Origin of the sequence: Frigoribacterium sp. PvP121, from assembly GCF_017833115.1 — a bacterium.
Classification (GTDB): Bacteria; Actinomycetota; Actinomycetes; order Actinomycetales; family Microbacteriaceae; genus Frigoribacterium; species Frigoribacterium endophyticum.
Genome location: NZ_JAFIBR010000001.1, coordinates 1,883,561 through 1,904,945 on the forward strand (window position 1 = coordinate 1,883,561; position 21,385 = coordinate 1,904,945).

The 21,385-nt window shown below is 73.6% G+C and carries 17 protein-coding genes; 10 read left to right on the forward strand and 7 right to left on the reverse strand.

The window, feature by feature from the left end:
- The first annotated feature begins 82 nt into the window (after positions 1-82).
- Together JOE43_RS08795 and JOE43_RS08800 are read left to right on the forward strand one after the other, a co-directional pair.
- Positions 83-388, forward strand: a complete 306-nt coding sequence (locus JOE43_RS08795) for a hypothetical protein (RefSeq protein ID WP_209517088.1) — start codon at positions 83-85, stop codon at positions 386-388.
- A complete protein-coding gene (locus JOE43_RS08800; protein WP_209517090.1) occupies positions 385-1,122 on the forward strand; it encodes an alpha/beta hydrolase in 738 nt (245 codons plus the stop codon). Before JOE43_RS08795 ends, JOE43_RS08800 begins: the two co-directional genes overlap by 4 nt.
- A gap of 18 nt (positions 1,123-1,140) precedes the next feature.
- On the opposite strand, the gene JOE43_RS08805 is transcribed toward JOE43_RS08800, so the two are convergent.
- Together JOE43_RS08805 and JOE43_RS08810 are read right to left on the reverse strand one after the other, a co-directional pair.
- Positions 1,141-2,199 carry an AI-2E family transporter gene (locus tag JOE43_RS08805; RefSeq protein ID WP_209517091.1) on the reverse strand — a complete coding sequence of 353 codons (1,059 nt, stop codon included), beginning with the start codon at positions 2,197-2,199 and terminating at the stop codon, positions 1,141-1,143.
- A 54-nt stretch (positions 2,200-2,253) separates the two neighbouring features.
- A complete protein-coding gene (locus JOE43_RS08810; protein ID WP_209517093.1) occupies positions 2,254-4,152 on the reverse strand; it encodes a DivIVA domain-containing protein in 1,899 nt (632 codons plus the stop codon).
- A 302-nt stretch (positions 4,153-4,454) separates the two neighbouring features.
- On the opposite strand from JOE43_RS08810, the gene JOE43_RS08815 reads away from it, so the two are divergent.
- The gene (locus JOE43_RS08815) at positions 4,455-6,242 is read left to right on the forward strand and encodes a hypothetical protein (RefSeq protein WP_209517095.1); all 1,788 of its coding nucleotides are present in this window, start codon (positions 4,455-4,457) and stop codon (positions 6,240-6,242) included.
- Positions 6,239-7,231 (forward strand): tetratricopeptide repeat protein, encoded by a 993-nt coding sequence (locus JOE43_RS08820; protein ID WP_209517097.1) that lies wholly within the window; start codon positions 6,239-6,241, stop codon positions 7,229-7,231. Before JOE43_RS08815 ends, JOE43_RS08820 begins: the two co-directional genes overlap by 4 nt.
- Before the next feature lie 72 nt (positions 7,232-7,303).
- Here JOE43_RS08820 and glgB read toward each other — a convergent pair whose 3' ends face one another.
- The 5 genes from glgB to glgX form a co-directional block, all read right to left on the reverse strand.
- Positions 7,304-9,847, reverse strand: a complete 2,544-nt coding sequence (gene glgB / locus JOE43_RS08825) for a 1,4-alpha-glucan branching protein GlgB (protein WP_209517099.1) — start codon at positions 9,845-9,847, stop codon at positions 7,304-7,306.
- An 11-nt stretch (positions 9,848-9,858) separates the two neighbouring features.
- Complete coding sequence (locus tag JOE43_RS08830) at positions 9,859-11,856, reverse strand: alpha-1,4-glucan--maltose-1-phosphate maltosyltransferase (protein WP_374072964.1); 1,998 nt, start codon at positions 11,854-11,856, stop codon at positions 9,859-9,861.
- 489 nt (positions 11,857-12,345) lie between these two features.
- Complete coding sequence (locus tag JOE43_RS08835) at positions 12,346-12,669, reverse strand: DUF1294 domain-containing protein (RefSeq protein WP_307803300.1); 324 nt, start codon at positions 12,667-12,669, stop codon at positions 12,346-12,348.
- A gap of 2 nt (positions 12,670-12,671) precedes the next feature.
- On the reverse strand, positions 12,672-13,175 hold the full coding sequence (ybaK, locus tag JOE43_RS08840) for a Cys-tRNA(Pro) deacylase (protein WP_209517103.1): 504 nt from the start codon (positions 13,173-13,175) through the stop codon (positions 12,672-12,674).
- Positions 13,172-15,223: a glycogen debranching protein GlgX gene (gene glgX / locus JOE43_RS08845; protein ID WP_209517105.1), complete on the reverse strand. Its 2,052-nt coding sequence runs from the start codon at positions 15,221-15,223 to the stop codon at positions 13,172-13,174. Before glgX ends, ybaK begins: the two co-directional genes overlap by 4 nt.
- Positions 15,224-15,326: 103 nt before the next feature.
- Here glgX and JOE43_RS08850 point away from each other — a divergent pair, with 103 nt between their 5' ends.
- The 6 genes from JOE43_RS08850 (at position 15,327) to ftsX (ending at position 21,342) form a co-directional block, all read left to right on the forward strand.
- On the forward strand, positions 15,327-16,493 hold the full coding sequence (locus JOE43_RS08850; protein WP_209517107.1) for a cysteine desulfurase family protein: 1,167 nt from the start codon (positions 15,327-15,329) through the stop codon (positions 16,491-16,493).
- Between the two features lie 257 nt (positions 16,494-16,750).
- The gene (locus tag JOE43_RS08855) at positions 16,751-17,653 is read left to right on the forward strand and encodes a hypothetical protein (protein WP_209517110.1); all 903 of its coding nucleotides are present in this window, start codon (positions 16,751-16,753) and stop codon (positions 17,651-17,653) included.
- A gap of 89 nt (positions 17,654-17,742) precedes the next feature.
- Positions 17,743-18,351, forward strand: a complete 609-nt coding sequence (locus tag JOE43_RS08860; protein WP_209517112.1) for a hypothetical protein — start codon at positions 17,743-17,745, stop codon at positions 18,349-18,351.
- Between the two features lie 92 nt (positions 18,352-18,443).
- Positions 18,444-19,550, forward strand: a complete 1,107-nt coding sequence (prfB, locus tag JOE43_RS08865) for a peptide chain release factor 2 (protein WP_056053657.1) — start codon at positions 18,444-18,446, stop codon at positions 19,548-19,550.
- Between the two features lie 137 nt (positions 19,551-19,687).
- A complete protein-coding gene (gene ftsE, locus JOE43_RS08870) occupies positions 19,688-20,431 on the forward strand; it encodes a cell division ATP-binding protein FtsE (RefSeq protein WP_056055785.1) in 744 nt (247 codons plus the stop codon).
- Positions 20,428-21,342: a permease-like cell division protein FtsX gene (gene ftsX / locus JOE43_RS08875; protein ID WP_209517114.1), complete on the forward strand. Its 915-nt coding sequence runs from the start codon at positions 20,428-20,430 to the stop codon at positions 21,340-21,342. The genes ftsE and ftsX overlap by 4 nt, the downstream gene beginning before the upstream one ends.
- Positions 21,343-21,385: the final 43 nt, after the last annotated feature.

A 21,385-nucleotide genomic window follows, 5' to 3' on the forward strand; every position in this document is an offset into this window, starting at 1 on the left:
GCGGGGGCGCCGTCGTCGCGCGGCCCCGTCGCGGCTGGCCCCGACGCGGCCGGGCCGCGGCGACGCCGGTACGCTGGTCGACATGCCCCGCAGCAACCGACCGCGCCGACCCCGCGACCGGGCCCCGGGCACCGACGGCGCCTCCTCCGACATCAGCCGCGCGCTCTTCGGCGGGCCCCGGGTCGAGACCCGGCACGGTCGCGACTACACGGTGCAGGCCGTCTCGGCCGCCGCCGCGGTGAAGGAGTACACCTGCCCCGGCTGCTCGCTGGCCATCGCCCCCGCCACCCCGCACGTCGTCGCCTGGCGTGCCGACGGCATCTTCGGCGAGGCCAACGACCTCGCCGGTCGCCGTCACTGGCACACGCACTGCTGGAGGATCTCGTGAACGCCCCCGACCCCGCCCCCGTCGAGATCCGCGGGGGCGTCGAGCTGCCCGCCCGCCGCCGTGACGTCGAGCTGACGACCGACGACGGGCTCACCCTCGTCGGCGAGCTGGCGCTGCCGCTCGACCGCGCACCGGTGGCCACGATCGTCGCCCTGCACCCGTTGCCGACGGCCGGGGGCTTCATGGACTCGCACGTGCTCCGCAAGGCCGCGGGGCGCCTCCCCGCCCTGGCCGACGTCGCGGTGCTCCGCTTCAACTTCCGGGGCGTCTCGTCGCCGCGAGGCCGTTCCGAGGGCGAGTTCGGCGAGGGGGTCGCCGAGGCGGCCGACCTGCGCGCCGCCGTCCGCTTCGTCGCCGAGCAGGGCCTGCCCACCCCGTGGCTGGTCGGCTGGTCGTTCGGCACCGAGGTGGCGCTCATGCACGGCACCGAGGTCGACGTGGCGGGCCTGCTGCTGCTGTCACCGCCCCTCCACCGCGCCACCGACGACCACCTGCGCGCCTGGAACGCGTCGGAGGTGCCGATCGTCGCGGTGGTGCCCGAGCTCGACGACTACCTCCGCCCCGAGGAGGCGCGGAGCCGGTTCGCGGTCGTGCCGCGCCTCGAGGTGGTCGCGGTCGAGGGGGGCAAGCACCTCTGGGTCGGCGAGAAGCAGACCACGCGCGTGCTCAGCGAGATCGTCGCGCACGTGGCGCCGGCTGCGCTGCCGCTGCCCACGACCTGGCCCGCGGGCTGACCGGGAGCCGCCCGCTCGCTACAGGGCGTCCTGACGGGGCACGACGACCTCGCGGATGATCAGCAGGACGGACGCGGCCACCGGGATGGCGATGAGCGCGCCGAGCACGCCGAGGAGCGTGCCGCCGGTGAGGGCCGCGATGACGACGATGACGCCGGGCACGTGCACGGCGCGCCGCATGATGCGCGGGCTGAGCACGTAGGCCTCGACCTGCATGTAGACGATGTACCAGATCGCCGCGGTGATCCAGGTCGAGGGCGACTGCGGGAGCAGGGCGATCTGCGCCAGCACGATGATCGCGGAGCCGCTGATCGTGCCGACCAGCGGGATGATCGAGCCGAGGAAGGCGATGAACGCGAAGACCGCCGGCTGCTGGGCCCCGATCGCGCTGAGGAAGACGAAGCTCACGATGCCGTTGATGGCGGCGAGCGTGAACTGCCCGATGACGTAGCGCCCCACCGAGGTGCTGATCTGCTCGGCGATGTCGGCGAACTTCGGGCGCTTCGACGCGGGCACCAGCTTGTAGAGGCCGCGCTTGAAGGTGTTGATCGACGACGTGAAGTAGAGCGTCAGGATGAGCACGACGACCGTGGCGAACACCCCGTTGCCGATGGCCACGCCGACGGCGAGCACGCCGCCGCCGATGGTGAGGACGTTGTCGGGGTTGGTGAGGAACTCCACGAGGGCGTCGAGGCCGTCCTGCACGTCGATGACGTTCTGCGGGACGAGCGACTGGAGGTTGTCGACGAACTGCTGCGTCGTGACGCTCTGCAGGTACGTGACGAGGCTCGTGATCAGCGCGGTGGCCTGGCTCACGATGACGGGCACGATGGCGAACACGACGCCGACGAAGGCGCCGAGCACGGCCAGGAAGACGATGACGATCGCGAGCGACCGCGGCACGCGGCGGTTCTCGAGCCAGGAGACGATCGGGTCGAGCCCCAGCGCGATGAAGATGGCCGCGCCGACGTAGGTCAGCACCGTCGACAGCTCGCTGACCGCTCCGCCGATCACGAGCGCGACCAGGACGCCCAGGCCCGCCAGGAGTCCGAGGCGGAACGGGTTGTGGATCTTCACGGGGGTGCTCCTGTCGACGACGGAGGCACCGCTCACCGCGGTGCCGCCGACTGCCTACTCTGTCGTACCGGAGTCGTCACCGCCCGACGCCGTCCCGGAGAGCGCCCGGCGCAGGCCCTCGAGGTAGCTGGCCACCTCGTCGCGCTCGTCGCGCAGGGCCTCGAGCCGCGCCTCCGCGTCGGTGACGAGGCCCCGCGACCGCTCCTCGGCGTCGGCGACGAGGCGCTCGGCGCGGGCCTCGGCCTCGCTGACGGTCTCGTGGGCCGCGGCGTCGGCCTCGGAACGCACGGTGCGCGAGTGCTCCGCGCTCGTGCGCTCGAGCTCGTCGGCCTCGCGGCGCGCCTCGACGGCTCGCTGCCGAGCCTCCTCGAGCTGGGCGCCGGCCTCGTCGAGGTAGCCCTGGGTCTCGGCGACCGCGGCGTGGTGGCGCTGCACCAGCTCGCGGTCGGTCTCGTCGCGGCGGGTGCGGAGCTCGACGTCGGCCGCGCTGCGCCGGGCCTCGAGCTCGCGCTCCAGCTCGGCGACGGAGTCGTCGCGCTCGGCCTCGAGCCGGGCGCGCACGGTGCGGGCCTCGTGGGCCAGGCGGACGCGCTGCGACTCCTCGTCGTCGACGAGGCGGGCCTGGCTCTCGGCGACCTCGGCGTCGAGGTCGGCACGGGCGTTCGCGACCTCGACCTCGACCTGGGCGCGCAGCTCGGCCTCCTCCCGCTCGAGGCGCTCGCGCTGCTGCTCGACGTCGCGGGCCAGCCGGTCGCGCGTCTCGGTCGTGGTCCGCTCGATCTCCTCCCGGGCGGTCGCGGTGGCCAGGTCGACCTCCGCGGTGCGGGCGGCGAGCTCGACCGCGAGGGCCTCCCGCGCCTCCGCGACCTCGCGCTCGAGGCGCGCCCGGTCGGCGGCGACGTCGGCGAGGGCCTGCGCCCGGGCGGTCGCCAGCTCGTGGGCGAGGTCGGCCCGGGCGGCCTCGACCTCGCGCTCGAGCTCGGCGCGGCCGGTCGTCAGCTCGAGCTCCAGCTCGGCCCGGACGCGTGAGACGTCGGCCGCCAGGGCCGCCCGGGTCTCCGCCACGTCGCGGGCGAGGTCGGCGCGCGTGTTCTCGACGTCGTCGTCGAGCTCGGCACGGGCCGCGTCGATCTCGCGGGCGAGGTCGTCGCGTCGGGTCGTGACCTCGAGCTCGAGGTCGGCGCGCGTGGTCTCGTCGAGCCGGGCGAGCTCGGCCCGGACGGCGGCGCCCTCCCGGTCGAGGTCGGCCCGCTGGCGCTCGCTGTCGGCGACGAACTGCTCGCGGGCCTGCGCGGTGGTCCGGGCGAGCTCGGCGGCGCCGTCACGGGCGGCGGCGACCTCCTGCTCGACGACGGCCCGCAGCTCGGCGGCCTCGCGCTCGGCGGCGGAGAGCACGGCGGCGGCCTCGTGGCGCGCGGTCGAGACGTTCTCGGCGGCCTCGGTGGCCGCGGCGCCGCGCATGGCCGAGGAGTCGCGCTGGGCCTCCTGCAGGAGGGACCGGGCCTCGCCGCGGGCCCGTGAGACCAGCCGGTCGCCCTCCGCCGTCGACTCGGCGACCTGCGCGGCGGCGCGGCCGCGGGCGTCGTCGAGGAGGGCGGTGCTGCGCTCCCGGGCGTCGTCGAGCACCTGACGCGCCTCGTCGGTCGACGAGCGGCGCAGCTCCTCCGCGTCGATGTCGGCCTGGCTGACGAGGGCCGTGGCCTGCTCCTCCGCGAGGCGCAGCGTGCGCTCGAGCTTGCTGCCGAGGCCCGAGTAGGTGGGGGTGCCCGCCTCCTCCAGCTCGCGCTGCATCTCGTCGAGCCGCCCCTGCAGCTCCTTGAGGCGCCCGGCGGTGTCGGCCCGGTCGGCGTTCGCCTTGATCAGCTCCCGGCGGAGCTCGCCGAGCGCCTTGTCGACGTCGTCCTTGCGGTACCCCCGGAGCTCGGTGCCGAACTCGGCGTCGTCAGCGGCCACTGTGTCTCCTCGCGTCGGTGCCGAGCGCGACCCGTCGCGTCTCGGCGGGACGATTTTAGGGCACGCCGCCTGCCCGTCGGTCGCGTCGGCGCGTCGCCCGCGGCCGGGCGGGGGAGTCGCGGCGCGGGCCCCAGGGACGGCTGCCGGGCCCCGGGCGTGCGGCTCACAGGCTGGTCGGATACGCTGAGCCGTCTTAAATTCTGCTGCCGCGCCCGGCCTCCTCGGCCAGGCCCGCACGAGGCCGCGTCGTACTGGCGCGTGCTCGGACCCGACCGGGATGGTGGCACGGAGGGAGAGGTAACGTGCGCTTCATCATCGCAGTCGTGGTCGTCGTGCTCGCGGCGGTCATGGTCGGCCTGGGCTTCGCCCAGAGGACGGTCTTCGCGCCGCCGGAGAGCGTGTCGTCGACCGTGTCGACCGAGTCGTCGGACGCCGTCGTGACGGTGGTGCCCGCCGAGGCGCTGCACGGCCACGACGGCCGCCAGACGATCTCGGTGGCGGGCGGCGGAACGGTGTTCGCCGCGTACGGCCGAACCTCCGACGTGCTCGGCTGGGTCGGCGACACCACCTACAACAGCGTCACGTGGGACGACGCGACCGGCGAGCTCGAGACCCGGGTGGTGCAGGGGGCCGAGGCCACCGCGCCGGCCCCGGCCGACAGCGACCTCTGGTACGAGCAGTACGAGGGCACCTCGCTCACCTTCTCGCTCGACGCCCCCGACGACATCTCCCTCGTCGTCCTCTCCGACGGCACCGAGCCCGCCCCGTCGCAGCTCCGCGTCACGTGGCCGCTGTCGGCGTCGACGCCGATGGCCGGCCCCCTGATCGTCGGCGGGCTGGTCGTGCTCGTGGTCGGCGTGCTCCTCTACGTGTGGGCGATCGCCCACCACCGTCGCACCCGCGGCCCGCGCCGCACGTCCAGCGACGGCAAGCGCCCGAAGCTGCCGCGCCCGCCGCGTCGCGCCGCGATCCGCGCCGGCACGACCCCCGCGGTCGGCGCCTCGAAGCGCGGCGCCCGGCGTCGGCTGGTCGCCGTCGTGCCGGTCGTGCTCGTGTCATCGCTGGCCCTCGCGGGCTGCACGGCCGACTACTGGCCGAGCGCGGTGGGCGGTGCCGGCGACGGCAGCACGCCGACCCCGACCGCCACGGCGACGCCGGGCGCCGAGGGCGACGACGAGGGCACCGAGCTCCAGCCGCCCGTCGTCACCGAGGCCCAGGCCGAGCGCATCGTCGCGAGGGTGGCGGCCGCGGCCTCCGCCGCCGACGCCGCGCTCGACGCGACCGCGGCCGCCGAGCGCTTCGTGGGCCCGGCCCTCGAGCAGCGCGAGGCCAACTACCAGATCCGCGCGAAGGACGCCGCGGCGGCCGGGCCGATCGGGGTCCCCTCCGGGGAGCTGACCCTCACCCTGCCGCAGCAGGCCGACACCTGGCCCCGCACGCTCTTCACCGTCGTGCAGGACGCCGACGCGTCCAAGGCGCCCATCGCCCTCACCCTGGTGCAGGAGACCGCGCGCGACCCGTACAAGGTCGAGTACCTGCAGGCGCTGGAGGCGCAGGCGACGCTGCCGACGGTGGCTCCGGCCTCGCTCGGTGCGGCTCGTCTCGCGCCCGACGTGAAGCTCCTGACGCTGCGGCCCGACCAGCTCGCCGAGGCCTACGGCGACATCCTCCGCAACGGCGACGAGAGCCAGTACGCGTCGCAGTTCCAGGCGGAGGGCGACACGCTCCGCGACAAGATCGGCAAGGCCTACAAGGACGCCAAGCGGGCCAGCCTGCCCACGACGGCCTCGATCGACTACACCTCGACGCCCGACGCCGAGACCCCGGTGGCGTTCGCCTCGAACGACGCCGGCGCGATCGTGTCGGTCGGCCTCGACGAGGTCGAGACCGTCAAGCCGACCGCCGCCGGCGCCGAGGTCAACCCCGCGGGCGTCGTCAAGACGCTCGTGGGCCTCGACAATTCGACGAAGGGCATCGAGGCGACCTACGGCGTCCAGCTGCTCTTCTCCGTCCCTCCCGTGGGCAGCGACGACAAGATCGTCCTGCTCGGTTTCAGCCAGGCCCTCACGGCCGCGAAGGAGTTGCCATGACCACCCTGCCCCCCGTGCCCTCCGGGCTCCGCGGAGCCGTCGACCTCTCGTCGCTCGTCAACCGGCCGCCGGCTCCGGCGCCCGGGGCGGCCTCCGCCGGGGCCCCCGGCGCCCCGACGCCGCCCGACGGAGGGGCGCCCGCCGCCTCCGTCGCGGTGCCGGCGCTCGTGCTCGACGCGACCGACGAGACGTTCACGCAGTTCCTCGAGCTGAGCAACACCGTCCCCGTGATCGTCGACCTCTGGGCCGAGTGGTGCGGCCCGTGCAAGCAGCTGTCGCCGGTGCTCGACAAGCTCGTCGCTGAGTACGGCGGCCGCTTCGTGCTCGCCAAGGTCGACGTCGACGCGAACCCGCAGCTGACGCAGGCCTTCCAGGCGCAGTCCATCCCGGCCGTGGCGGCCGTGATCGGCGGGCGCCCGGTGCAGCTCTTCGTCGGGGCCCTGCCCGAGGCCCAGGTGCGCGACGTGTTCGAGCAGGTGCTCGAGCTCGCGGCGCAGAACGGGGTCACCGGCACCGCGGTCGTGGACGGCGCCCCGGCGGGGGAGGGCGAGACGCCCGAGCCCGAGCCCGAGCCGCTGCCCCCGCACCACCAGGACGCCTACGACGCCATCGACCGCGGCGACTACGACGCCGCCATCGCGGCCTACACGACGGCGATCGCCCAGGACCCGCGCGACCAGCTGGCCGTCGCGGGGCTCGCCCAGGTCTCGCTGATCTCGCGACTGCAGGGCGCCTCCCTCGCCGACGTCCGCGCGGCGGCCGCCGCGGCGCCGACCGACGTCGACGCGCAGCTGGCGGTGGCCGACCTCGACGTGAGCGGAGGCCACGTCGACGACGCGTTCGACCGGGTGCTGACGGTCTTCCCGTCGCTCGACCAGGAGGGGAAGGACGCGGCCCGCAAGCGCCTCCTCGAGTACTTCGAGATCGTCGGCCTGGACGACCCGCGCGTGGCGGCGGCCCGACGACGCCTCACGATGCTGCTCTACTGAGCAGCTCCTCCCGAGCACGACGGAGCCCCCCTCGACCAGGTCGAGGGGGGCTCCGTCGTGCTCGCCGTGCGCTCAGCGGCGCAGCTTCAGCCAGACCACGCCGAGCGGCGGCAGGACGACGTCGGCCGAGGCCGGGCGGCCCGCCCAGGGGGCGTTGGTCGCCGTGACGGCGCCGAAGTTGCCGACGCCCGAGCCGCCGTAGACCGTCGCGTCGGTGTTGAGGATCTCGTCCCAGGTGCCGGCCTCCGGCAGGCCCAGGCGCATGGTCTGCGGCACGCCCGAGAAGTTCGCGAGCACCGCGACCGACTCGCCCTGCCCCGACTTGCGGAGGAACGCCACGACGCTCTGCTGCGCCGCGCCGCCGTCGATCCACTCGAAGCCCTCGACGTCGAAGTCGTGGGCCCAGAGGGCGCTCTCGCGGCGGTAGACGGCGTTCAGCTCGCTGACGAGGTCGAACACCTGCTGGTGCTCGGGGCGGTCGAGCACCGACCAGTCGAGGCCGTTCTCCTGGCTCCACTCGGTGGGCTGCCCGTACTCGGAGCCCATGAAGAGCAGCTGCTTGCCGGGGTGGCCCCACATGTAGGCGAGGTAGGCGCGGAGGTTCGCGCGCTTCTGCCACTCGTCGCCGGGCATCTTCTCGTACAGCGAGCCCTTGCCGTAGACGACCTCGTCGTGCGAGATCGGCAGCATGAAGTTCTCGCTCCACGCGTAGTGGAACGAGAAGGTGATCTCGCCGTGGTGGTATGAGCGGTAGGCCGGGTCCTTCTCGACGTAGTCGAGGGTGTCGTGCATCCAGCCCATGTTCCACTTGAGGCCGAAGCCGAGGCCGCCCTCGCTCGTCGGGCGCGAGACGCCGGGCCAGCTGGTCGACTCCTCCGCGATCATGACGACGCCGGGGTGGCGCTTGTAGGCCGTCGCGTTCGCCTCCTGGAGGAAGGAGATCGCCTCGGTGGCCTCGCGGCCGCCGTGCTCGTTCGGCAGCCACTCGCCGTCGTTGCGGCTGTAGTCGAGGTAGAGCATCGAGGCGACCGCGTCGACGCGGAGGCCGTCGATGTGGAACTCCTCGAGCCAGTAGAGGGCGTTCGCGACGAGGAAGTTGCGCACCTGCGAGTCGCCGAAGTTGAAGACCAGCGTGCCCCAGTCGGGCTGCTCGCCGCGCCGCGGGTCGGAGTGCTCGTAGACGCTGCGCCCGTCGAAGTTGCCGAGCGCCCACTCGTCCTTCGGGAAGTGGCCGGGCACCCAGTCCATGATCACGCCGACGCCGGCCTGGTGCAGGCGGTCGATCAGGTAGCGCAGGTCGTCGGGGGAGCCGTAGGTGCTCTGCGGCGCGTAGTAGCCGGTCACCTGGTAGCCCCACGAGCCGCCGAACGGGTGCTGCGCGAGCGGCATGAACTCGACGTGCGTGAAGCCGAGCGCGGTGACGTAGTCGACCAGCGGGTCGGCCAGCTCGCGGTAGCTGAGGCCGGGGCGCCACGAGCCGACGTGCAGCTCGTAGACGCTCATCGGGCCCTGGTGCTGGTCGGTCGCGGCGCGCTGCGTCATCCAGTCGTCGTCCGACCACGAGTGCGCGGCCTTCGTGATGACGGAGGCGGTGGCCGGCGGCACCTCGGAGCGGCGGGCCATCGGGTCGGCCCGGTCGACCCAGGCGCCGTCGGGCGTGAGGATCTCGTACTTGTACGTGCCGTCGACGACGCCGGGCACGAAGAGCTCCCAGATGCCGTTGCCGTCGAGCTTGCGCATCGCGTGGCGGACGGCGTCCCAGCCGTTCAGGTCGCCCTTGACGCGGACGGCGTTCGCGTGGGGCGCCCAGACCGCGAAGGAGGTGCCGCGCACGCCCTCGTGCTCGCGCACGTGGCTGCCCAGCATCTTCCAGAGCTGCTCGTGGCGGCCCTCACCGAAGAGGTAGAGGTCGAACTCGGTCACGGTGGGGGAGAAGCGGTACGGGTCGTCGGCGACCCAGGGGGAGCCGCCGTCGTAGGTGGCGGTGACCTCGTAGCCGCCGAGCGGGCCGCGCGCGGCGCCCTGCCAGAGGCCGTGGACGAGGTGCTCCAGGGCGACGACCTCGCCGGAGGCGCCGGTGACGGTGACCGTCTCGGCGAGGGGCCGCACGACGCGGACGACGGTGACGCCCTCGCGCACGTGCTCGCCGAGGATCGCGTGCGGGTGGCCGTGGCGGCCCTCGACGGCGGCGAGCACCTCGTTCTCGTCGAGTGCGGGCAGCGCGACGGCCGGGGCCGACTCGTCGACGCGGACGTCGGGCGGGGTCGGGTCCTCGGGGGCGGACGGCTCGGGCTCCGGCTCCGGCTCGGGCTCGGGCTCCGCGGCGACGGCGGGCTCGGGCTCGATCGCGGGCTCGGCGGCGGCCGGCTCGGGCTCGGCGAGGACGGGCTCGGGCTCGGCGGCGGCCGGCTCGGGCTCGGTGACGACGGGCTCCGGCTCGGCGGCCGCGACGGGCTCCGGCTCGACCGCGGCGGGCTCGGCCGCCGGGGCCGTCCCCGGTGTGATGATCTCGTCGAACGACGGGCGGGCCGTCTCGGGCTCGGGGGCGGCGGGCTGCGCGGCGGCGCCGCGCCCGGGCTCCTCGGGCTGGGGCTTCGGGTGGCGGAAGATGCTCATCGGGGTGCTCCTCAGGGGGCGCGGTTCAGGTCGACCGACAGCACGTGCACGGGCTCCGTGAAGGCGTCGAGTCGGACGTAGTTGTCGTCGGACCAGGTCCACTGCTGGCCGGTGATCAGGTCGCGCACCGTGTACGTGCCGCCCGGGCGCAGCCCGAACTTCGTCACGTCGAGGTGCACGGTCGTCTCCCGGGCCGAGTGGGGGTCGACGTTGGCGACGACGATGATCGCGTCGGCGCGGCCGCTGCGGGTGTGGGCGCGGCTGAGGTACTTCGAGTACACGAGGATCGCGTCGTCGTCGCTCGAGTGGACGTCGAGGTTGCGGAGCTGACGCAGGGCCGGGTGCGACGACCTGATGCGGTTCAGCTGCGTGAGGTACGGAGCGAGGCTGGCCCCCGCCTCCTCGGCGGCCTGCCAGTCACGCGGCTTGTACTCGTACTTCTCGTTGTCGATGTTCTCCTCGCTGCCCGGGCGGGCGACGTCCTCGAACAGCTCGTAGCCCGAGTAGACGCCCCAGGTCGGCGACGCCGTGGCGGCGATCGCGGCGCGCACCTTGTAGGCCGCGCGGCCGCCGTACTGCAGGTACGGGGTGAGGATGTCGTGGGTGTTGACGAAGAGGTTCGGGCGCAGCCAGGCGCTCGTCTCCTTCGACAGCTCGGTGAGGTACTCCTCGAGCTCCCACTTCTCGTTGCGCCAGGTGAAGTACGTGTACGACTGGTGGAAGCCGACCTGGGCGAGGGCCTGCATCATGGCGGGCTTGGTGAACGCCTCCGACAGGAAGACGACCTCGGGGTTCGTCTCGCGGATCTCGTGCAGCAGCCACTCCCAGAAGCGCACCGGCTTGGTGTGGGGGTTGTCGACGCGGAAGATCGTGACGCCGAGCTCGATCCACCAGCGCACGATGCGGAGGATCTCGCGGCTGATGCCCTCGTAGTCGTCGTCGAAGTTCAGGGGGTAGATGTCCTGGTACTTCTTCGGCGGGTTCTCGGCGTAGGCGATCGTGCCGTCGGGCAGCTGCGTGAACCACTCGGGGTGCTCGGTGACCCAGGGGTGGTCGGGCGAGCACTGCAGCGCCAGGTCGAGCGCGAGCTCGAGGCCGGTGTTGCGGGCGGTCTCGACGAACCAGCGGAAGTCGGCGACCGTGCCGAGGTCGGGGTGGATCGCGTCGTGCCCGCCGTCGGCCGAGCCGATGGCGTAGGGCGACCCGGGGTCGTTCGGCCCCGCGGTCAGGGTGTTGTTCGGGCCCTTGCGGAAGGTCGTGCCGATGGGGTGCACCGGCGGGATGTAGACGACGTCGAAGCCCATCCGCGAGATCGCGGGGAGGCGGCGGGCGGCGGTGCGGAACGTGCCGCTCTTCCAGGTGCCGTCGGCCTGCTTCTTCGCGCCCTCGCTGCGGGGGAAGAACTCGTACCAGCTGCCCAGGCCGGCGCGGCTGCGCTCGACGCGGAGGGCCTCGGGCTCGCTGCGGGTGCGCAGGCTGCCGAGCGGGCGGGCCGCGAAGACGGCGGCGAGCCGCGGGTCGGTGGCCACGCGGAGGCGCGCGCCGGGGGTGAGGGACGTGTTGCCGAGCGCCTTGGCCGCGTCGGCCACGAGCGGGGTGTCGGGGTAGTCGCCCGCGGCGGCGGCCAGCAGGCGGCTGCCGAGGGTGAAGGTCACCTCGACGTCCAGCTCGGCCGGCACCTTGATCTCGGCGGTGTGCAGCCAGGTGGCCCAGTCGTCGGTGTAGCCCTCGACCTGCCAGGTCCAGTCGCCCTCGACCTCGAGCTGCACCTCCGTCGTCCAGCGGTCGGTGCCGGGGAGGCCCGCGACCATCGGGTGCCGGGTCTCGACGCCCTCCGGGTCGGTGAGCACGAGGTCGGCGCCGACGACGTCGTGCCCCTCGCGGAAGACGGTCGCGCCGAAGGGCACGACCTCGCCGCTGAAGGCCTTGGTCGGGAAGACGCGGTCGGGGGTGGTCGGGGAGAGCGCCGTGACGGGGATCCGCCCGACTCTGGGTTCGTAAGCAGCCACGGAGGCGACGCTACCCGGTATCGGGGGCAGCCGCTCCGGTGCGTCGCGCCGCGTGCGCGACCCGGACGACGAGGAGGCGCGGTGGGCGCCCCGGGGCGGGCGCGGGCACCCGAGGTGGACCGGTCCGTCCCCCGAACTGGGTCCATGCGCGTGCATCGGAAATGCTTGTCCGCACTTAGGGGGACCAGTAGTGTCGGACCCGTCGAGAAGGCCAGCCCGCCTCGGAGCCTGAACCCTCCTGAGAGCCCGGCGCCCTCGACGCCTCGCACCACGAGGTGAACCGCACACGCGTCGTCCACCCGGCCCCCGGTCAGCCATGACCGGGGCGGGCGGCGCCGTGCCGACGCGCGACGGAGCGTGCCCGGACCTAGCCCGAGCTGGTCCGGTCCGCACCGTCGACCGCCGGAGGGGAGCCCGATCCCTTCCGGCGGGACGCGTCCGGCGGCGTCAGCCGCCTGGTGTCAGCCGCCTGGCGTCAGCCGCCTGGTGTCAGCCGCCCGGCGTCAGCACCAGGGCGACGACGACGCCCACGACGGCCACGTTGAGCACGACGGTCAGCACGAACGAGCGGCGGAACGACGCCTTGCGCGTCTTGTGCCGCAGCGTCCGCTGCGCGACGAGCGCCCCGGGCCAGCCGCCCACGAGGCCGAGGGCGAGCAGCGTCCGCTCCGGCACCCGCCGGGTGCGTCGGCGAGCCGCCCGCTTGTCGAGCGCGTAGACGACGACGGTCACCGCGTTCAGCACGAGCAGCGCCGCCCCGAGGGCGAGCAGCGCGGCGGTGCCGATCGACGCGTCGGCGAAGAGCGGGGCCACGCTCAGTCCCGCGCGACGGGCAGCAGCTGGGCGCCCGTGGCGCGCACGAGGTCGGCGGGGGCGATCTCGATGTCGAACCCGCGCCTCCCCCCGCTGACGAAGACGGTCTCGAAGGAGGCGGCGCTCGCGTCGACGACGGTCGCCAGCGCCGTGCGCTGGCCCACCGGGCTGATGCCGCCCACCACGTAGCCCGTGCGTCGCTCGGCGACGGCGGGGTCGGCGAGCGACGCCTTCCGGGCGCCGACGGCGGCCGCGAGGGCCTTGAGGTCGAGACGCCGGGAGACGGGCACGACGGCGACGACGAGGGTGCCCTGCGCGTCGGCGACGAGCGTCTTGAAGACGCGCTCCTCCGAGAGGCCGAGCTCGGCGGCGGCCTCCTCGCCGAAGTTCGTCGCCGTGTCGTGGTGCTCGTAGGTGTGCGCCGTGAAGGGCACTCCCGCGGCCAGGAGCGCGACGGTGGCGGGCGTGCCCGGCCCGCCCGCGCCTCCCGCGGGCCTCCTGGTCACGCGCCCTCCTCCGCCGTCGCGGGGCGGGCGCGGTAGATGATCACGGTCGGGCCGGAGACGAGCACCTCGTCGCCGGGCGCGACCGGTCGGAGGTCGGCGGAGTCGTCGCTCGTCCAGAGCGGCTCGTAGCCTGCGACGCCCTCGTGCCGGGCGACCGTCACGGCGGTGCTCGTCTCGGCGCCGTGCACGAGCACCAGCACCGCGTTCGGCGCCTCGTGCTCGGGCGTGGAGCGCGCGAAGTACTGCAGCGTGCGGACGTGCGGGTCGTTCCACTCGTCGGGGTGCATCTCGGCGCCCGAGGCCGAGAACCAGTCGATCTCGTTGGCGCTGAGGGTGCACGCGCCCTCGAGGCCGAAGCGGGTCGGCCGCAGCGCCGGGTTCTCGGCGCGGATGCGCGTGAGGGCCACCACGTCGTCGGTGATGCCCTGCTGCCAGGGCTGCGTCGCCCAGTCGACCCAGGTCAGCTCGCTGTCGGTGCAGTAGCCGTTGTTGTTGCCGCGCTGCGTGCGGCCGCGCTCGTCGCCGGCGGTGAGCATCGGCACGCCCGACGAGACGAACAGGGTCGCGAGCAGGTTGCGCATCGAGCGGCGCCTCGCGTCGCTGATCCACGGGTTGTCGCTGTGGCCCTCGACGCCGTGGTTGAACGAGCGGTTGTCGTCGGTGCCGTCACGGTTCTGCTCGCCGTTGCTGAGGTTGTGCTTGGCGTCGTACGAGACGAGGTCGAGCAGCGTGAAGCCGTCGTGCGCCGTGACGAAGTTCAGCCCCGCGAGCGGGCCGCGCTCGTGCGCGAAGACGTTGCTCGACCCGCTCAGCTTCGAGGCGACGCTGCCGAGGCCGGTGGGCGGGGTGCCCTGGGCGCGGGCGGCGGCGACGTCGGTCAGCCAGAAGTCGCGGGCGCGGTTGCGGAAGCGGTCGTTCCACTCGATCCAGCCCGCGGGGAAGGCGCCGGTCTGCCAGCCGCCGAGGCCGACGTCCCAGGGCTCGGCGACCATCTTGACGCCGGCGAGCGCCGGGTCGGTGACGATCCCGTGCAGCAGGGGGTGCTCGGGGTCGAAGGCGTGGTCGGCGCCGCGCCCGAGCGTCGCGGCGAGGTCGAAGCGGAAGCCGTCGATCTGCATCTCGGTGGCCCAGTAGCGCAGGCTGTCCATCACGAGCCGGTGCGCGGCGGGGTGGCTGGTGTCGAGCGAGTTGCCGCAGCCGGTCACGTCGACCGGGCGGCCCTCGGCGTCGTGCCGGTAGTAGGCGGAGCCGTCGAGCCCGCGGAGGCTCGTCACCGGGCCGCCCTCCTCGCCCTCCTCGGCCGTGTGGTTGTAGACGACGTCGAGCCAGACCTCGATGCCCGCCTCGTGCAGCAGGCGGACCATGCCCTTGAACTCGCGGACCACGGCGGAGGCGCCCGCCAGCTGGGCGTCGCGGCTCGCGTACGCCGCGTGGGGCGCGAAGAACGACAGCGTGTTGTAGCCCCAGTAGTTCTCGATGCCCTGCGCCACGAGCCGCTGCTCGTCGACGTGCTGGTGCACGGGCAGCAGCTGCACCGCCGTCACGCCGAGCTGCTTGAGGTGCGCGATCGTGGTGTCGGCCGCGAGGCCGGCGTAGGTGCCGCGCAGCTCGTCGGGCACGAAGGGAGCGAGGCGCGTGAGGCCGCGCACGTGCGCCTCGTAGACGACGACGCGGTCGAGCGGGGTGCGCGGCTTCTCGACGCCGCCCCAGTCGAACGACTCGTCGACGACGGTGGCGCGCCACTCGCCGCGGCCGGTGCGGCCGAGGCCGCGTGCCCACGGGTCGAGCAGGGGGAGCTCGGGGTCGAAGACGGCGCCGCCCCGCGTCTCGCCGTCGGCGCGCACCCAGTAGCGGCGGCCGGGGGTGAGGGCGTGGTCGGTGGCGCTCCAGACGTCATGCTCGTCGCGGGTCATCGGCACGACGCGGTCGTGGGGCGCGTCGTCGACGACGAGCTCCAGTCGCGTCGCCGCGGCGGACCACACACGGAGGGTCGGGCCCTCGGGGCCCACGCGCACACCGAGGTCGGAGAGGGGATCGGCGTCAGGCACGGGACTTACAGTAGATCAGCGGCGGAGCGCCCCCCGAGAGGCGGGAGCGCCGATCCGGGCGTCGCCCGACCGGCCGTCGCGCCGAGACCAGGAGGAGCCGACCATGAGCGTCTACCTCGACCACGCCGCCACCACGCCCCTGCACCCCGCCGCGCTCGCCGCCTACACGGCGGCGCTCGGCACCGTCGGCAACCCGTCGTCGATCCACTCCGCCGGCCAGGGCGCGAAGCGGCTGCTCGAGGAGTCCCGGGAGCGCGTGGCGGCGACCCTGGGCTGCGACCCGATCGAGGTGGTCCTCACCTCCGGGGGCACCGAGTCCGTCAACCTCGGGGTGAAGGGCCTCTGGTGGGCGCGGCAGTCCGACCGGCCGCGCCCGCGACTCCTCGTGCCCGGCGGCGAGCACCACGCGACCGTCGACACCGTCGAGTGGCTCGAGCGCTACGAGGGCGCCGTCGTCACGACGATCCCGCTCGACGAGCTCGGCCGGGTGCGGCTCGACGCGCTCGCCGCCGCCCTCGACGAGCACGACGACGTCGCGCTCGTCACGCTGCTCTGGGCCAACAACGAGGTCGGCACGATGCAGCCGGTCGCCGAGGTCGTCGCGCTCGCCGCGGCCCACGGGGTGCCCGTGCACTGCGACGCCGTGGCGGCCTACGGCCAGGTGCCGATCGACTTCCGCTCGACGGGGCTCGCCGCGCTGAGCGTCAGCGCCCACAAGATCGGCGGGCCGATCGGCATCGGCGCGCTCGTGCTGGCGCGCTCGGCGACGGTGGTGCCGCTCATCCACGGCGGAGGGCAGCAGCGCCAGGTGCGGTCGGGCACGCAGGACGCCCCCGCCGCCGCCGCGTTCGCCGTCGCGGCCGAGCAACCGCACCAGCCGTACGAGCCGCTGCGCGACCGGCTCGTCGAGGGCGTGCGGCGCGTCGTGCCGGGCGCGGTGCTGCGGGGCGACCCGGTCGACCGGCTGCCCGGCAACGCGCACTTCACCTTCCCCGGGTGCGAGGGCGACTCGCTGCTCTTCCTGCTCGACGCGGCCGGGGTCGCGGTGTCGACCGGGTCGGCCTGCCAGGCGGGCATCCCGGAGCCGTCGCACGTGCTGCTCTCGATGGGGCTCACGGCCGAGGAGGCGCGGGGCGCGCTCCGCATGACCGTCGGGCACACGAGCACCGACGCCGACGTCGACGCGCTGCTCGCGGCGCTGCCGGAGGCCGTCGCCCGCGCGACCCGCGCCGGCTACGCCGACCGCGCGCCCGCCCTCGGCGCCCGCTAGCGAGCGCCTTCGTCGAGATGACCCGTCGTGGGGCGTCGCTGGGCGTGGGGGCCCAGGACGCGCCACCTTGCTGTGGGGGAGGGAGGTGAGCACACCCCAAGTGACTCGTCCTGGGGTGTCGCGGAGCGCTCAGCCCCGAGACGAGTCACCTCGATGCGCGTGAGCGTCGGCCCTCCCCAGGGCCGAGGAGGCGCGGGTCGTCCCGACAGGATCGGCGGCGATCGCCGGTCGCGCTCACGCCCCGGCACGCTCCTGGCATGCGACCTCGCCCCCTGCCCTCCGACCTGACGTCCCGCCCCTTCTCCGTGGCGGAGGCGCTCGAGGTCGGGCTGCCGTACGAGAGGCTCCGAGCGGGTGACCTCCGGGCGCCGCACCGGGGAGCGAGGTCCGCCACTGCGGCGCTCGACCTGCGCGGCCGGTGCGCGGAGTTCGCCCCGCTCCTCCGCCGGCACGAGCACTTCGCCCACGTCACGGCGCTCGGCCTCTGGGGGCTGCCGCTGCCGAGGTGGCTCGAGGAGTCCGACCTCCTCCACGTCTCCGACCCCCGGGCACGGCAACGGCGCCGCCCGGGCGTCGTCGGGCACGGCTACTCGGCACCGTCGTCGCACAGCCTGGACGGCCTGCCCGTGGCCGAGCCGCTGGAGGCCCTGGTCCAGGCGGCGGCGGACCTGCCCGTCGACACGCTCGTCGCCCTCGGCGATGCGCTGGCGGGCGGGTGGTCGCCGCACCCGCCGGCACGGCTGCTGTCCGTCGCGGACCTGCAGGGCGCCGCGGTCCGAGCCCGCGGCCGGCCCGGCGCGCGGTCGCTCCGGCACGCGGTGTCGCTCGTCCGGGCGGGAGTCGACTCTCCTCGGGAGACCGCGCTGCGACTCCTCGTGGTCCGTTCCGGGCTGCCCGAGCCCGAGGTGAACGTGCGGCGTTTCGCCGCGGACGGCTCCTACCTCGGCAAGCCGGACCTCAGCTGGGCCTCCCCGCGCGTGGCGCTCGAGTTCCAGGGCGACCACCACCGCGAGGACCGCGAGACCTGGCGCTACGACCTCCGCCGCCGCGAGGGCTTCGAGGACGACGGCTGGCGGGTCGTGCTCGTCAGCGACGACGACCTGCACGGGGCCGAGGCGCAGGCGCTCGTCGCCCGCCTGGCTCGGCTGCTGGGGCGGTGACGGCCATCGAGGTGCCGCTTCCTGGGCCCCGTTCCGTGTCGAGGGCCCAGGAAGGGGCACCTCGACGCCCGACGGTCGACACTGGGGGCATGCAGATCTACTCGTCGTCGCCCGTGGTCCGCGCTCGGCAGGTGGCGGGCGACCTCGTCGCCGTGGGGCTCGTCGTCGTGTTCGTCGTGGTCGGCGTCGCCATCGCCCAGTTCATCGCCGGGTTCGCCGACCTCGGCCGCCAGCTCGAGGAGGCGGGGGCCGGCTTCCAGGGAGCGATGCAGGACGCCTCGCGCACCCTGGGCGACCTGCCGCTCGTCGGGGCAGCGGCCAGCGCTCCGTTCGACGGGGCGAGCGGCGCGGGCGGCTCCCTCGCCGACGCGGGCCGCCAGCAGCAGGAGGGCGTGGCCCGCGCCTCCCTCGTGGCGGGCCTCGTCGTCGCGGGGGTGCCGAGCGTCGTCGTGCTGTGGGTGTGGCTGCGCGGGCGCGTCGGGTTCGTGCGCCGCGCCTCCTCGACCCGGTCGCTGCTCGCGACGCCCGGCGGCGAGGAGCTGCTCGCGCTGCGCGCCCTCACCGGCCGCGACGCCCGGGCGGCGCTCGCCGTGTCGACCGACCCGGTCGCCGACTGGCGCGCGGGGGAGCCCGGCGTGGTGCGGGCGCTCGCCGACGTCGCCCTGCGCGAGGCGGGCGTGGCCCGCGCCCGGCGCTGAGTCGCGGCAGGCAGGCCGGCGGGCCCGGCAGGCCCGGCAGCCCCGGGAGGCCCGCACGCCCCTCGCACCCCGGGCCGGTAAGCTCGGGCACCATGATCGCACTGGACTTCTCTGAGCAGATTGCCGCCCTCCGGGCCACGTTCGAGGACATCCGTGCGGTGATCGGGCAGGACCGCCTCGTCGCCGAGATCGCCCAGCTCAGCGAGCAGGCCTCCGCCCCCGACCTGTGGGACGACACGGAGAACGCGCAGAAGGTCACCAGCGCCCTGAGCCACCGCCAGTCCGAGCTCGAGAAGCTCGAGACCACCGAGCAGCGGCTCGACGACCTCGAGGTGCTCGTCGAGATGGCCAACGACGGCGACGACCAGGAGAGCGCCGACGAGGCGCAGGTCGAGCTGAAGGCCCTGCAGAAGATGATGGACACCCTCGAGGTGCAGACCCTCCTCGACGGCGAGTACGACCCGCGCCCCGCCGTCATCACCATCCGCGCCGGCGCCGGCGGGGTCGACGCCGCCGACTTCGCCGAGATGCTGCTGCGCATGTACCTCCGCTACGCGGAGAAGCACGGCATGTCGGCCACCGTGATGGACACCAGCTACGCCGAGGAGGCGGGCATCAAGAGCGCGACCTTCGAGATCGACGCCCCCTACGCCTTCGGCACGCTCAGCGTCGAGGCCGGCACGCACCGCCTGGTGCGCATGAGCCCCTTCGGCGCCGCCGGCAAGCGCCAGACCAGCTTCGCCGCGGTCGAGGTGATCCCGCTGATGGAGGAGACCGAGTCGATCGACATCCCCGAGAACGAGATCCGCGTCGACGTGTTCCGCTCGTCGGGCCCCGGCGGCCAGAGCGTCAACACGACCGACTCGGCCGTGCGCCTGACCCACATCCCCACCGGCACGGTCGTCTCGATGCAGAACGAGAAGAGCCAGATCCAGAACCGCGCCGCCGCCATGCGCGTGCTGCAGTCTCGCCTCCTCCTGCTCCAGAAGGAGGCGGAGAACGCGAAGAAGAAAGAGCTGGCGGGCACCATCACGGCCAGCTGGGGCGACCAGATCCGCAGCTACGTCCTCGCGCCGTACCAGATGGTGAAGGACCTCCGGAGCGAGCACGAGGTCAACAACCCGTCCAACGTCTTCGACGGCGACCTCGACGGCTTCATCTCGGCGGGCATCCGCTGGCGCAAGCGCGACGACAGCTGACGCTGTCCGACAGCCGTCGTCCTGCGGGCCCGCACCGCGCCTCCTCGCTGTCAGCGGATCCATAGCCGTCGCGGGCGGGGCGGCGCAGCGAGTCGCTGCCTGGATGGGCGCGGCCTCGGCTTAGGGTGATCCCCGTCATGATCCGATTCGATGAAGTCACCAAGGTCTATTCCGGCAACCCCCGGCCTGCGCTGAACTCGGTCACCCTCGAGATCCTCAAGGGCGAGTTCGTCTTCCTCGTCGGGGCGAGCGGCTCCGGCAAGTCCAGCTTCCTGCGCCTCGTGCTGAAGGAGGAGAAGCCGAGCACCGGCCAGATCCACGTCCTCGGCCAGAAGCTCAGCACGCTGTCGAGCCGCAAGGTGCCGTACTTCCGCCGCAACCTCGGCGTCGTCTTCCAGGACTTCCGCCTGCTGCCGCAGAAGAGCGTCTTCGACAACGTCGCGTTCAGCCTGCAGGTGATCGGCAAGAGCAAGGGCTTCATCCAGGAGGCGGTGCCCGACGTGCTCAAGATGGTGGGCCTCGTGGGCAAGCAGCAGCGCCTGCCGCACGAGCTCTCGGGCGGTGAGCAGCAGCGCGTCGCGATCGCGCGCGCCATCGTCAACAAGCCGTCGATCCTCCTGGCCGACGAGCCGACGGGAAACCTCGACCCCTCGACCAGCGCGGGCATCATGACCCTCCTCGAGCGCATCAACGCCGGCGGCACGACCGTGATCATGGCCACGCACGACGCCGGCATCGTCGACCAGATGCAGCGCCGTGTGATCGAGCTCTCGGGCGGCAACATCCTCCGCGACGAGCGCCAGGGCGGCTACCAGACCCAGGCGGTGCCCATCCAGGCGATCGGGGTCGAGGACCTGAGCACGAGAGGAGCCGACGCATGAGGCTCGGACTCGTCCTCAGCGAGGTCGTCAGCGGCCTGCGCCGCAACGCCTCGATGGTCATCTCGGTCGTGCTCGTCACGTTCATCTCGCTGACCTTCGTCGGCACGGCCGCCCTGCTGCAGCTGCAGATCAACCAGATGAAGGGGTACTGGTACGACAAGGCCCAGGTGGCTGTCTACCTCTGCACCGACACCGACACGACCGGCAACTGCACCGGCGCCAAGGCCACGCAGGACCAGATCGACGGCGTCGAGGCGCAGCTCTCGAGCGACGTGCTGGCGCCCTTCGTCGACCGCTCGTACTTCGAGACGCAGCAGGAGGCCTACGACCGCTTCACGACGCAGTTCGCCGACAGCCCGGCGACCGAGTTCGTGCAGCCCTCGTACCTCAACGAGACGTTCTGGGTGAACCTCAAGGACCCGACCCAGTCGGACGTCCTCACCGAGAGCCTGTCGAGCCTCGCCGGCGTGCAGAGCGTCGTCGACCAGCGCGGCTACCTCGACCCGATCTTCTCGGTGCTGAACGCTGCGAGCTACACCGCCATCGGCATCGCGGTGCTGATGCTGATCGCCGCCGTGCTGCTGATCGCCACGACGATCCGCCTCAGCGCGTTCAGCCGACGGCGAGAGCTCGGCATCATGCGGCTGGTGGGGGCGTCGAACCGGTTCATCCAGACGCCGTTCATCCTCGAGGGCGTGATCGCCGCCCTTCTCGGGTCCGTGCTCGCCGGCGGGGCCCTGATCGCGATCGTCAACTTCTTCGTCAAGGGCTACCTCGTCGAGAACTTCGCGTCGACGCCGTTCATCGGCCTGCAAGAGACCGCGATCGTCGTGCCCCTCGTGGTCGTGATCGGCATCCTGCTCGCGGCGCTGTCGGCCAACGTCGCCATCCGCCGGTACCTGAAGGTCTAGGGCGCGGGGGCCTGGGGGAGGCGCAGTGCCGGTCTGACCGGCA